Origin of the sequence: Streptomyces sp. NPDC020731, from assembly GCF_044334705.1 — a bacterium.
In the GTDB taxonomy this organism is placed as follows: domain Bacteria; phylum Actinomycetota; class Actinomycetes; order Streptomycetales; family Streptomycetaceae; genus Streptomyces.
In genome coordinates this window covers 402,105-414,499 of record NZ_JBIRTN010000003.1, presented here as the reverse complement: position 1 = coordinate 414,499, position 12,395 = coordinate 402,105, and the positions used below count along the sequence as shown (strand labels likewise).

The window sequence follows — 12,395 nt, the reverse complement described above, 5'->3', positions numbered from 1 at the left end:
ACCACGTCCGACGCCACTCATCCGCGTGCTCGGAGGTACGCCTCCAACTCGGCCGCCCCGCTCAGCATCGCCCGTCCGCGGACGGACAGCCGGCCGTGCCAGTCGCGCAGGGCGCCCTCCAGCGGCTCCAGCCCGCCGGCCGCCCGCACCTGCGCGATCAGCGGGGCGATCTGCTCCAACAGATAACCTCCGCGCCTGAGTTGGTGGGCCAGCCGCGCGTCGCGCACATCGGCCTCGTCGTAGACGCGGTACCCGGTCAGCGGGTCACGGCGCGGACGCACGAGCCCGGCCCCCTCCCACTTGCGCAGCGTCGCCGGCCGAACGCCGAGCTCCCCGGCCAGCGGCCCGATGAACGTACGGCGGGGGCGGGGCGCCGCGGTGTCCGCACGGGGTGCGAGGTCGCGGAGGGCGCTCTCCACGGCCTGCAGCGTCTCCCGGTCGCGGAGCAGTTGGGCGTGGCTCCCGTCGATCAGGCGGAACGCCTCGTCGACCGCCCCCTCGTTCACGGCCCGCATGATCGCCGTCGCCGTCCGGTGACCGTGCCCGGGGACCAGGGCGAGGAACGCGCGCAGCGCCCGTGCGTGCAGTGGGGTGTAGGTCCGGTAACCGTGGGCCGTGCGGCCGGCGGCAGGGAGGATGCCGGCCTCCTCGTAGTTCCTGACGGCCTGCGTGGACAGACCGTGCCCTCGTGCCAGGTCGACCGGCCTGAGTTTCTCGCCGCTTTGAAGGTTCCGCCCCATGTTGCGGACGATATCGCGCCCAAGTTTCCACCGAAAGTTCAACGATACCGTTGAAGGCATGGCAACCGACATCACGGACACCGCCCATGCCGTCGAGGCCGCAGCCGTCATGAGGCTGCTTCCGGCCCGCCCGCGACTCCTCGCCCTGGGCGAGCCCACCCACGGCGAGGACACTCTGCTCGACCTGCGCAACGAGCTCTTCCGGCAGCTCGTCGAGCAGGAGGGCTACCGGACGATCGCCCTCGAGAGCGACTGTGTGAGGGGCCTGGCCGTGGACGCCTACGTCACCTCGGGCACGGGCACCCTTGACGAGGTCATGGAACACGGATTCAGCCACGCGTGGGGAGCGTTCCCGGGCAACCGCGAACTCGTCCGCTGGATGCGGGCGTACAACGAGGACCGGCCCGAGCCGGAGCGGCTCCGCTTCGCCGGTTTCGACGGCCCGCTGGAGATCACCGAAGCCGCGAGCCCGAGACAGTCCCTCACCGCACTCCACGACCACCTCGCGGCCCACGTCGACGCGGGCCTGCTGCCCTGCACCGCGGAAACCCTCGACCGTCTGCTCGGCCCCGACGAGCCGTGGACGAACCAGGCCGTCATGACGGACCCGTCCCGGTCCGTGGGCCGCTCGGCCGAGGCCAAGGAGCTGCGGCTGCTCGCCGACGACCTGGTGGCGCTGCTCGACACGCAGACGCCGCACCTGATCACCGCGACCTCGCGGGACGACCGGGACCGTGCGCGCCTGTACGGCCGTACCGCCACGGGCCTGCTGCGCTACCACTCCTGGATGGCCGACACCTCACCGGCCCGCATGACGCGGCTGCTGGCCACGCGGGACGCGATGATGGCCGGCAACCTCCTCGCCCTCGCCGACCGGGGCCCGGTACTCGTCCACGCCCACAACAGCCACCTCCAGCGGGACAGGAGCACGATGCGCATGTGGGACCACCCGCCGCTGGAGTGGTGGAGCGCCGGCGCGCTCGTGAGCGCCCGGCTCGGCGAGCGGTACGCCTTCCTGGCCACGGCCCTCGGCACGATCCGGCACCAGGGGGTGGACATCCCGCCCCCGGACACCCTCGAAGGACTCCTGTACGCGCTCCCGGAGGACCGCTGCGTCGTCGACGCCCCCCGACTGGCCACCGCCCTCGCCGACACGCGCCCCGCTCCCCGAGTGTCCCCGTACTTCGGCTACGCCCCACTCGACCCGGCCCACCTGACCCGGACCGACGGGGTCGTGTACGTCAGGGACGTCCCGCGGGGCTAGGGTCTTTGCGACACGGGACTCAAGGGGGAGTGACGGGCGTGCTGTTGGGGCTGGGTCTGTCCGCGGTCTGTGCCGTCGGCGCGCTCATCGCCACGGCGGGGGCCGTCGCGATGGCGTTCCCCGGTCGGCCCCGGCCCTGGGCGGCGCATCTGCTGCGCCGTACGGCGTGGGCGGCCGCGTGGGCGGCCGCGGCCGTCTACTCCCTGGGACTCTTCTCCGTTCTGGCGTCGGAGCAGGCGTTCGGCGACGGCGCGGACTCGATCCCCGCTCCGGCCTGCCGCGACGGCTTCGACGCCGAGACCAGACAGGGCCTGTCCCACCACCGGTCCTCGTACCTGCCGCTCCGCTTCGACTGCGTCCGCTACGACGGCACCCTCTACTCCGGCGATCCCGGCTACGTGTGGATGAACCGGGCGACCGTGTCCCTCGCCCTGGCCGCCGCCCTGCTCGTCATCGGCGCGGGCTACGCGTCCGAGTTCCGTGCCCGGAGGAAGACCGCGGTGGTGTCATGACGCTGCTCCCGGTCTTCGTCGGGCTCGTGGTCGGCTGGGTCGCGCTGCGCGGGCTGCTGGCGCATCCGCTGCTGCCGCTGTGGGTGCGGACCGCGGTGTTCTGGTCGGTGCCGCTCGGCGCCATGACCTGGGTCGTGATCATGACGGCGGACGACCCCTTCCTCTTCCCGGAGACCGCCCCCTGCCCCAGGGAGCCGATGCAAAAGGGCATCCTCGGGAGCGGGAGGGTCTCGGGAGTCTCCACCCCGTTTCCGCCGCGCGCCTACTGCCGGTGGGAGGACGGCACCGTCTACGACCTCGCGCCCGGCGCCGAGTTCGTGTTCTGGGTCTTCTTCGCCATGACGGTCGTACCGCTCGCGGCGGGACTGTGGCACGCGTTGCGGGAACCGAAGTCGCTTCTGCGCCGGACGTATTGACCCGCAGCGGCGGCGGTCAGCTCCGCCGCACGCCCTTGACCGCCCGGTTCCGCCACAGGCAGTACACGGCGGCCGGGTCCTCCCAGTACCGCCACGGCAGGGCGTCCACGTAGCCGTCGACCAGCCGGAACTGCTGCAACGCCGCTTCGTGGCGGCCCTGCCGGGTCAGGAAGTAGGCCAACAGGTGCCGTACGGACGTCGTGTCCGGGTGGTCCGACGGGGCCGCGGCCACGTCCGCGAGGGCCGCGTCGACCATGGCGACCACGTAGGGCGCCCGGAAGTCGTCCTCCTCCGCGTCGTCATCACGGTGTTCGTACCACGCGATCAGCGGCAGCGCGTTGAGCAGACTGCCGCGCGGGGCCTTGGCCACGGCTTCGCGGGCGAACGACACGGCGAGGTCCTCCGAACCACGCCACTTCGCGCACCAGTACTGCAGCGCCGCGCAGTGCGCACCGTAGTGGTACGGATCCCGGGCGGTGATCTCCTTCCAGATCTGGCGCATCTTCTCCCGCGAGTAGCCCAGACCGAGCGCGGCCCAGATTTCGGAGACGTACGGCGAGGGATCGTCCGGACTCAGTTCCGCCGCGCGTGCGTTCAACCGCGGCGCACGCGCCAGCGTGTCGTGGAAACCGGCGAACTGCTCCCGGCTGGTGTCCTTCGCCCAGCCGCCGCCCCGCAGATGCCAGGCCAGGGACACCGTCGCCCGCGCCCGCACCAGTGCCAGGTCCGGGTCGTCCGGCCCGGCCGCCGCCTCCCACGCGTCCAGCCAACTGTCCGGACGCGCGGCCCGGTGCGAACCGAGCGCGTCGGAGTAGAGCGAGCGGCGCGCCCAGTCACGCTGCTCCCTGGTCCGGGCCAGCAACTGCGCCGCCGACTCCCAACGGCCGCGGGCGGCGGCGGACTTGGCACGCTCCAACTCGGCGTCGGCGACTGCCTGCTGAGTGTTCTGCGCGGACTGCGGGAGAAAGCCCAGCGCCTCGGCCCTCCGGGACGAACGCCCGGAGGAGGAAGGACCGTCCATGAGCCGGCGGTAGTAGGCGACACCGACCGCGACGACGAGCGCGACGACGACGATACGAGCGATCTCCACGGGTCACACACCCACCTGGGAGACAGCGCCCACCACGGAGCCTTGCGCACACACGAGTACACCCATCGGGGCAGAGTCCTTCACGGGGAGACAGACGACTGGGGCAGGTGGGGGGAGAGAGACGGAGTATGACCCGTGGACATCACCTCTCGCAAACGTGTTCCCGACTACTGACCTGGGAGAAGCGCACGAGGCTCCGGTTCCGGCGTGCGTGCCGGCCGCGCACCGGCATCCAACGACTGACGTGACGGGGGACGCCCGGACAGCCAGGACTCACGGCACCAGGAACGGACTCGCGGTCCCGCTCCATGACACCGCGAGCGCCTCCCGCGCCCTCGTGCACGCCACGAACAGCAGGCACCGCTCCCGCAGCAGGTCCGACTCGTGCTGCAGGGCGTCCACGGACACCGGCGTCACCTCCCGGCCGAACGGCACCGCACCGGCGGTCACCCCGAGCACCGCGACACACCGGAACTCCAGCCCTTTCATGGCGTGCATGGTGGCGAGCCGCACCCCGTCCACATCGGGGCCCGGGCTGTCCCTGACCCGGACCACCGGCACCCCGGCCGCGGCGAGCTTGTCGTACGCCTTGCCGAGCAGGACGTTGAACCGGGCGCACACGCCGATCTCCGCGGGCCGGATGCCCTGCGCGACCCAGTCCTGAACACGCGCGACGAGCGCCGTGACCTCCTCCTGCTCCGACCCGTACCCCGCCGTGTGCGGTCTGCGTCCGTGCAGCAGCGAGCGGTAGCCGGCCAGCGTGTCGTGGCCGTCGCCGCCCAGGTCCTCCACCGTCACCGGGCTCAGCAGACCGGTGGACCAGGTCAGGATCTCCTCCGTGCTGCGGTAGTTGAGCCGCAGCCGGTGGGTGCGCCCGGTCACCGCGATACCCAGTGAACCGAGGGAGACCCTCGAGTCGTAGATGCGCTGGTGCGGGTCGCCCGTGAGGAACAGGTCGTCGCTGCCCGGAGCCACCGCGCCCCGCAGCACCCGCCACTGCGCGGGATGCAGATCCTGCGCCTCGTCCACCACCACATGGTCATGCGTGGGCGACGACGCCGCCAGCAACTCGGCCGCCCGCGCGCACACCTTCAGATACGTCGTTCCCTTCCGCTCACGCAGCATCGTCTCGAACAGCTCGACCGCGGGCCACAGTTGCTCCCGCCTGCTCGGGGACAGCGCGCTGCCCCGACCGCGCCGCGACGCCGCGAGATAGTCGTCCGACGTGCGCAGGTCCTGCGCGAGGACGACATGCCGGTACTCCTGGGCGAGGAACTGCTCGGTCCACGGCAGCCCGAGCCTCTTGACCACCCGCTGCCACACCTGCCGCTCCTCGCGGTCGCCGACGGGCGAGGGGGCCTTGCCGTCGAGACGGGTCACGACACCGTGCGCGTAGGCGTTGACCGTGGTCACGTCCACCCGTCCCAGCAGCTTCTCGTCGCCGTCCAGGAGCAGCGACAGATTCTCGCGCAGGGCCGCCGCCAGGGCGTTGGTGTACGTCGTGAGCAGGATCCGGGTGTCCGCGGAGCGGCCGAGCAGATGCTTGACGCGGTGCAGGGCGGCGACGGTCTTCCCGGTCCCGGGGCCTCCGGTGACCTGCACCGGGCCGCCGTAGGACACCCGGTAGGCGACCCGCCGCTGCGAAGGGTGCAGAAAGACCCGCCAGGCCGCGAAGGGCTTCTCCAGGATGTCGGCGAGTTCCTCCGGGCCGGTGACCAGCGTGATCCGGCTGGTGGTGTTGGCGATCGCGGTCGCGAGGCTCTCGTCCGGATCGGGACCGGCGGCCACCGGCCGGCGTACGGCGACGACGTCCCGGTAGACCTCCTCGGGGCCGAACCCCTCCGCGAGGTACTGCAGCACCTCGAACTGGTCCTCCGGCAGCAGTGTCCCGAACGCCTCGAGCTGGGGTTTGTCGATGACGGTCCGCACCGCGCGGAGCACCTGGTCGTCGAGGCCGAGCTCACGCAGCACGGTGTCCGAGTACCGCGCGAACAGCAACGAGGGCGCGGCAGCGGCGGCCTTCTCCAGCTGCGGCGTCAGCTGCTCGATGGCCACCACGTTGCGGACCTCGAGCGCCCGCGTCGCCGAGTTCGTGGTGTAGAGCCGTTTGGCGGCCCAGGTGTAGGCGTCGTCGTGCGGTACGACGTTGACGAGCAGGAACACGTCGCTGCCGTCGTCGGGAGAGAGTACGACACCGCGCCAGAAGTCGTTGATCCGGATGGTCCGCATCCGCGGATCACGGGCCTTCTCGACGGATTCCAGGTGCAGTCCCTTGTCCGCCCGCAGTTCGGGAACGGTGAGCTGCTGGAACTTCTGCATCGCCTTGCGCACGCCGGCTCGCACGGGTTTCTCCAGGAGGTCGTAGCTCTCCCAGAAACTGTTGGCGAACGCCAGCTGCGGCACGACGTGCTCTCCCCACCCCGGACGGTCACTGCGGGCCGATCATACGCGCGGCGTGTTCACCAGCCGGGCGGCCACCTCCGCGACATCGGCGAGCAGCCCCGCCGGGTCCTGGTCGAGGTCCAGGGCGTGCTGGTGGAGGACGATGCCCGCGTGCCGCACCCGGTGGGAGGCGTGGCCGGCGTTGCCCTTCGCGTACACCAGGTGCCCCTCGCCCAGTCCGAGGGCGGTGCAGTAGGCGAGCATCTGGTACAGGTCGGCGTCCGGGTAGCCGCCCGGCTTCTCCGCCTTGTACTTGGCGTCGGCCACCGCGCACGGCGCACGGTCGGACCCGTAGAGGACGAGGTCCGGCTTCATCCGGATCGTCCGCGCCTCGTCCAGGTGGAGCGGGTCCTGGAACCGCGCGACGTGCCCGGAACCGCGCAGCGCCTCCCGCAGGGCGACGGTCACGAAGTCCTCGAAGAGCTTGTTCATGTCGAACAGGAACCCCTCGATGCGCAGCCCGCCGGGCCCGTGCTCCGGGGAGGCGTCCTCCAGCACGGCCCGCGCCAGGCGCAGGGCGTGCTGGTACCGGGCGTTGAGCCGGCTCGGCCGCCACTCGGGCAGGGGCCGGCCGCGCACGAGCACCGTGACGTCCGCCAGCCGCGCCCGCTGGTGCAGCAGCCTGCGGCGCACCTCGCGCGGCACGCCGGGCAGCCGCAGCAGCCGCTCGACGGCCGCCCGCAGGATGCGGTTCTCCGCGATGTCCGTCGTGAAGTCGTCGTACACCACCTCCACCGGCAGCGTCGCCCCGAACCTGCGCCGTATCTGCTCGGCCTCCCGGATCCGTCCCCGCACGACCGGCGAGGTCTCCTCCGCCACCCGGTAACCCTGCAACAGCCCCTGCCGCAGGGCCCGGTCCACCTGCCGCTCCACGGCGTGGGCGAGCGCGGGCAGCACCTCCCGGTGCTCGGCCACGTCGACCTCACCGTCCCGCCAGGCGCCGGCGGGGTCGAGGCTGTAGCCGAGCAGGAAGAAGAGACGGGCGATCGGCACCTTGGGGGTGATACGGACCGTGAGCGGATCGCCGTGCCCCGGCACGGAGACCGTGACGGCCCCGACCTTGCTGCCCGCCCGCAACGACCAGCGTCCGGGGGAGTAAGGATCCGGCGCGGCGTCCACGACGCGCAGGGCCGCGAGCGCCCGCCCCACGTCGTCCGGCAGGGCCACGCCGACCGCCGGCGCGTGCTCGACGAGCTCGACGACCGACGTCACCCCAACTGCTCCCGCAGCGCCGCCGGCCCGTACCGCTCCTCGACGTCCACGCCCTCGCCGTAGTGGTGCTCCTCCAGCAGCGGCAGGATCTTCGTCCGCCAGGTCCGCTCCAGACCGCCCTCCCGGTACACGCCCTTCTTCATCAGGTACGAGGGCCCGATGCGGAAGTCGGGATCGCCGATCCGTGCGTTGAGCGCGTCGAGCAGGTCCGCGGGCTCGGAGTCCCTGCCCTCCCGCGCCAGCCACCGGCGCAGCAGCCCGCTCGTCGGCTCGACGCGCGGCGACAGCTCGACGAACGCGAACCGCCGCCGCATCGCCGCGTCGACGAGGGCGATGGACCGGTCGGCGGTGTTCATCGTCCCGATCACGAACAGGTTCGGCGGCAGCGCGAAGTCGTCACCGGAGTACGTCAGCCGCACCGACTTGTTGCGGTACTCCAGCAGGAAGTACAGCTCGCCGAAGACCTTCGCGAGGTTGGCCCGGTTGATCTCGTCGATGATCAGGAAGTGCGGGATGTGCCGGTTGCCCTCGCGGGACGCGAGATCGGCGAGTTCGCGCAGCGGCCCGGCGGTGAGCCGGAACGCCACCTCACGGGTCTTTGGGTCCTCCTGCGGCCGGAACCCCTCGAAGAAGTCCTCGTAGGAGTACGAGGGGTGGAACTGCACGAGCTTGACCTGCTCGGGGCCGCCGCCCAGGAACTCGGCGAACTTGAGGGCGAGGTAGGTCTTGCCGGTGCCGGGCGGACCGTAGAACACGAGCTGCCGCTCGTCCCAGAGCAGATCGCGCACCTCCTCCAGCCACGCCGCGTCGTGCACGAGCAGATCGGCGGCCAGTTCCCCCGTCGGCCGGGGCAGTTCCAGCTCGCGGCGGGCCGTGAGGGCGGGGATCTCCACACTGGGGTCGCGGTCGGTGGCCTCGGCCTCGTCGATCAGGTCCTGGTCACTCAGACCGAGTCCGTCGATGAGGTCCTTGGCCACGGTGAGGTCGACCACGTCGTGCTGGGCGGAGAGGCGCTGCTGCAGCTCCTCCGGCAACTCGTCATAGGGATGCCCCTGATCCGCCCAGTCCACGGGGCGGCGCAGATTGGACCGGCCGTCCTCGGAGTCGACCTGCTCGGCGGGGCCCGAGATCTCGCCCACGTAGAGCCGCCCACCGGAGATCGTGCACATCGTGTCGCCGGGCCGCATCCGGGAGAGGAACGCGTGCGTGTCCTCGACGAGCTGCAACTTCTGGTTGTACGTGGCGGTGGAGGCGTAGTCCTCGTCGACAGCTGTGCGCAACCGGTCCTTGCTGATGCCCTGTTCGACGCCCTTGCGCAGGTGGCGGGCCGAGAGGGAGACCAGCCCTTCGGACAGCCACAGCCGCTGCACGAGATCGAGACCGGAGACGTTCGAACCCCGCACCAGCCAGGCCCGGTTGCGTCCCCACCAGACCTGGTCGAGGTAGTCGGCGAGCGGATGTCCGTCGGCCGACTTCCACTCCGCCCACCCGTTGGCGCTGCGCCCGACCAGGATCTCGGCGGCGGCCGACGGCGAGTTGCACTCGACGTCCCGAGTCGTCTCCAGCCAGCCGGGCCAGTTGGCGGACTCGACCAGTGCGCCCTCGTCGATCAGGCGTCGCCGCAGTCGGTACGACGACGGCATGCGGTGCGGGAACGAGGGCACGACCTCCGCACGGCCGGGTGACCCGGCCAGGACGACGAACTTCTGACTGCCGTTGGTGCCCTTGTCCGCGAGTAGACGCCCCCGGGCCTCGGGCCCGTCGCCGGGCAGTCGCAGCCGGAACTCCGGGTACCGCACCTTCCCGGAGGAGGGCTCGTACTCCTCGCTCACACTTGCTCCTCGTCCGTAGGGTCCTGGACCGTCTCCAGAACCCTATGCGTCGGTCGGACCGCCCTGCCGCTCGCGTACGCGAAGGGCGGAACCGTTAGTCATGTGTCCGTGCGTCGACCTGAGCCGAGGTTCGGCTCCCACGACATCCGTGGAAACCGAACCCCCTACTGCACGGGACCCCGCAGCCTGATCGGCGTCCGGTCGCGTGCTCCGTCCAGGACCGTGTGGTCGATGGCGGGCCGGGCCCGGGGCGTGGCCGCGGTGAGGGTGATGACGCCGCGGTCGCCCAACGCGGTCCGCCACTCGCCCGGCCGGGGCCGGCTGCCGCGCTCGCCGGCGGCCTGCGCGAAGAGCCTGCGCGTTCCGTCGCCCTGACGGTCGCCGAGGCAGCCGGGAACGAGTTCCAGGTCCTGGCCCGGTCTGACATACGGCTGCTGGGCGACGATGCGCCCCACCACCAGAGCCGTCTTGTAGGCGTCCGTGTCCACCGTCGCGTCGGTGGAGGGCGCGAGCGGGTCGTTCCAGTCCGGAGTGGCGGCCTGGGCCTGGACCGCCGCACGTCCCACCCGGCGGAAGCCGTCGCAGTCCAGGAAGTGGACGGCGGGCTCGGGGGAGAGGGACCACAGGATGTTGGCCTGCGAGATGTCACCGATCACGAGTCCGGCGTCGTGGAACCAGCCGATGGCCTCGGCGCAGGCCAGCGCGAGGGCCCTGCGCTGCTCCGGGGCCGGCTGAGCGACGTCCTGCCAGGCCGCCTTGGGCGGCCGGATCAGGTACTGCAGCTCGAGGAGTTTCGTCGCTCCCGTCGCGGTGCACCATGTCATGTGGGCGGGGGCTCGCCCCATGAGGAAGCCGAGCGTCCGGCCGCCCTCGACGACACGGCACAGGGGCCAGGCGGCAAGGGCGTCGAGGCGGCTCCGGTCCGTCTGACCGAGGCCCTGCCGCAGTCCGACCAGGTCGGCGAGGGCGGTGCCGTTGACCTTGGACGGGTCCTTGTACTCCTTGAACAGGAGCGGGCCGTCCATGAGCGCGTACACGTCCCCCTGGCCGCCGCTGCCGACCCGTTCACCCAGGGCGAGCGACGACCGTGCGACGTCGGCCCCGTCCTCCGCGCTCATTCCGGTTCCTCCCATACGCAGATGACGGTCCGGTCGTCGTCGTAGGACTTGGCCCGCGTCTGCGCCTGCCACAGGAAGTCGGACAGCGAAGGCACCTCGGGCCCGCCCCACATGTGCGCGAGGCGCTGGGCGAACTCGGGATCCTTCTGGGTGAGCGGGTTGGTGATGCCGTCGGTGCCCAGGAGGAGGACCTGGCCCGGGGCGGTGTGCAGCAGCTTGGCCTTGACGCTGCGGTAAGCGTGCGGAAGAGCCTCGGTACGGGTGTCCAGGAGACTTCCGTCGTCCACCGGATTGCCCTGCTCCCACCGGCTCTCCCGCAGCACGAACAGACCGCCGTCCCCCACACTGAACACGACACGCTCGCGGATGCGGGCGTCGGTCGGCACCAGCAGGACATGCAAGGTGGTGGCGTGTTCCTGACCGATACGCAGCTCGTTGACCGCGCCGGCGATCGCCTTGTTGGCGATAGCGCGGAGTTCGACCTCGTCCTGGGCGATCAACGCCACGTGGATGTTCTCCGCCTCCCGGTCCAGGTGGAGAGCCGCCTGACGGGTGACGCGGTGTGAGCCGATGTGCGAGTGCGTCGCGGAGCCCACTCCGTCGGCGACCGCCAGCAACAGCAGTTCAGCCTCCGGTGGACCGATCCGCGTCACCGTCATGGCGTCCTGACGGCAGCTGCCTTCCCAGTTGTGGGAGTCACCGCGTACGGACGTGGCCCGTACCGTCAGCCGTCCGACCTCGGCCCCGTCCAGCAGCACCGCCGGGGCGAAGGCCGCGAATTCGTCACTGCCCCGCACGGAGGGACACCGCAGGGGACGAGGCGGATAGCTGGGAGGCCGTTGGCCGACATGCGCAGGCACCCCGCGCAACAAGGCGTCTTCAGGCTTCGAGAGGGATACGGGCGACACGAGGTGCTCCCTCACCGGAGGCGCAGGCCGCTCCGCGGAAGCGGGTCCGGGCATGCGCATGTCGTGGAAGATGACGCCGTCGGGCAGGCCGAGGTCTTCGTCGAGACCGTGGCCGTGGGTGGTTCCACCACCGCTCTGCACATCATCGCGAGCTTCTCCGTAACCCATCGGGCCGTTCACAGCTTGTCCAGGGAAAGGCTGGTGAAGCCGGGCACCTGCTCGTCCACCTGGAGCTGGAAACCCTCCCCGCCCTGCGCAGCCATGCTGGTTGCCGAGCTGACGATGGACCGGGTGAGGCTGGAGGCGAACTCGCGCAGTGCGACGGCCGGGGAGATGGAGTCGCTCTGCTGGATGAACGCCTTGAAGTTGGCCACCTCGGTGATGGTCGCGGCGTCGGCGTCGCTGATCCCGAACGCGATGATCTTCGGCGCGTAGCGGAACGCGTTCAAGTCGTCGAGCGCGGTGCGCCAGCCCTCATCCGTGGGGATGCCGTCGGAGAGGAAGAACACCACGGGCCGGTAGACGTCGTGGCCCTCCGCCTTGAGTGCGGCGACGTCCTTCTCGATGGTGTCCTTCAGCAGCCGGAAGGCGGCACCGAAGGAGGTCACGCCGCCCGCCGACAGGGACGGCAGCTGCGTCAGCTCGCTCAGGTCGGCGAGCGGCTGCAGCACGGAAGCCTGCGTGGAGAAACCGATGAGCGCGAAGCGGGTCTTGTCCGCCACGCTCGGATTGGTGCTGATCTCGTGGTGCAGGTCGGGCAGCGCCGAGTTGATGGCGTCCACGCCGCCGCCGGCCATGGAGCCGGATTCGTCGCACACCAGGTAGAAGGGAAGGATCTGCATGGACTTGCTCTCCTGAGCT

The 12,395-nt window shown here is 71.1% G+C and carries 11 protein-coding genes; 3 read left to right on the top strand and 8 right to left on the bottom strand.

All coding sequences use genetic code 11. The annotated features are described in order from the left end of the window. Window positions 1–17 precede the first annotated feature (17 nt). Complete coding sequence (locus ACH4VX_RS06915) at window positions 18–740, bottom strand: TioE family transcriptional regulator (RefSeq protein WP_398366278.1); 723 nt, start codon at window positions 738–740, stop codon at window positions 18–20. Window positions 741–798: 58 nt separating this feature from the next. Here ACH4VX_RS06915 and ACH4VX_RS06910 point away from each other — a divergent pair, with 58 nt between their 5' ends. The 3 genes from ACH4VX_RS06910 to ACH4VX_RS06900 are packed head-to-tail and all read left to right on the top strand — an operon-like array spanning window position 799 to window position 2,932. Then, the gene (locus tag ACH4VX_RS06910; RefSeq protein ID WP_398366277.1) at window positions 799–2,004 is read left to right on the top strand and encodes an erythromycin esterase family protein; all 1,206 of its coding nucleotides are present in this window, start codon (window positions 799–801) and stop codon (window positions 2,002–2,004) included. A gap of 38 nt (window positions 2,005–2,042) precedes the next feature. Next, the gene (locus ACH4VX_RS06905) at window positions 2,043–2,516 is read left to right on the top strand and encodes a hypothetical protein (protein ID WP_398366276.1); all 474 of its coding nucleotides are present in this window, start codon (window positions 2,043–2,045) and stop codon (window positions 2,514–2,516) included. Next, window positions 2,513–2,932, top strand: a complete 420-nt coding sequence (locus ACH4VX_RS06900; protein ID WP_398366275.1) for a hypothetical protein — start codon at window positions 2,513–2,515, stop codon at window positions 2,930–2,932. The genes ACH4VX_RS06905 and ACH4VX_RS06900 overlap by 4 nt, the downstream gene beginning before the upstream one ends. Before the next feature lie 16 nt (window positions 2,933–2,948). On the opposite strand, the gene ACH4VX_RS06895 is transcribed toward ACH4VX_RS06900, so the two are convergent. The 7 genes from ACH4VX_RS06895 to ACH4VX_RS06865 form a co-directional block, all read right to left on the bottom strand. Further along, complete coding sequence (locus tag ACH4VX_RS06895) at window positions 2,949–4,022, bottom strand: hypothetical protein (RefSeq protein ID WP_398366274.1); 1,074 nt, start codon at window positions 4,020–4,022, stop codon at window positions 2,949–2,951. A 273-nt stretch (window positions 4,023–4,295) separates the two neighbouring features. Next, window positions 4,296–6,425: a UvrD-helicase domain-containing protein gene (locus tag ACH4VX_RS06890; RefSeq protein WP_398366273.1), complete on the bottom strand. Its 2,130-nt coding sequence runs from the start codon at window positions 6,423–6,425 to the stop codon at window positions 4,296–4,298. Between the two features lie 39 nt (window positions 6,426–6,464). Then, window positions 6,465–7,676, bottom strand: coding sequence for an McrC family protein (locus ACH4VX_RS06885; protein ID WP_398366272.1), 1,212 nt, complete (start codon window positions 7,674–7,676; stop codon window positions 6,465–6,467). Next, window positions 7,673–9,508 (bottom strand): DUF4357 domain-containing protein, encoded by a 1,836-nt coding sequence (locus ACH4VX_RS06880; RefSeq protein WP_398366271.1) that lies wholly within the window; start codon window positions 9,506–9,508, stop codon window positions 7,673–7,675. Before ACH4VX_RS06880 ends, ACH4VX_RS06885 begins: the two co-directional genes overlap by 4 nt. 164 nt (window positions 9,509–9,672) lie before the next feature. Beyond that, entirely contained in the window at window positions 9,673–10,626 is a 954-nt protein-coding gene (locus ACH4VX_RS06875) for a hypothetical protein (RefSeq protein WP_398366270.1), read from the bottom strand. Beyond that, on the bottom strand, window positions 10,623–11,423 hold the full coding sequence (locus ACH4VX_RS06870) for a protein phosphatase 2C domain-containing protein (protein ID WP_398366269.1): 801 nt from the start codon (window positions 11,421–11,423) through the stop codon (window positions 10,623–10,625). The genes ACH4VX_RS06875 and ACH4VX_RS06870 overlap by 4 nt, the downstream gene beginning before the upstream one ends. A gap of 287 nt (window positions 11,424–11,710) precedes the next feature. Then, on the bottom strand, window positions 11,711–12,376 hold the full coding sequence (locus ACH4VX_RS06865; RefSeq protein WP_398366268.1) for a VWA domain-containing protein: 666 nt from the start codon (window positions 12,374–12,376) through the stop codon (window positions 11,711–11,713). Window positions 12,377–12,395: the final 19 nt, after the last annotated feature.

Bases quoted from the DNA above. Each gene is read 5' to 3' on its own strand.
- ACH4VX_RS06865 (WP_398366268.1), bottom strand. From the start codon at position 12,376: ATGCAGATCCTTCCCTTCTACCTGGTGTGCGACGAATCCGGCTCCATG.
- ACH4VX_RS06915 (WP_398366278.1), bottom strand. From the start codon at position 740: ATGGGGCGGAACCTTCAAAGCGGCGAGAAACTCAGGCCGGTCGACCTG.
- ACH4VX_RS06900 (WP_398366275.1), top strand. From the start codon at position 2,513: ATGACGCTGCTCCCGGTCTTCGTCGGGCTCGTGGTCGGCTGGGTCGCG.
- ACH4VX_RS06910 (WP_398366277.1), top strand. From the start codon at position 799: ATGGCAACCGACATCACGGACACCGCCCATGCCGTCGAGGCCGCAGCC.
- ACH4VX_RS06875 (WP_398366270.1), bottom strand. From the start codon at position 10,626: ATGAGCGCGGAGGACGGGGCCGACGTCGCACGGTCGTCGCTCGCCCTG.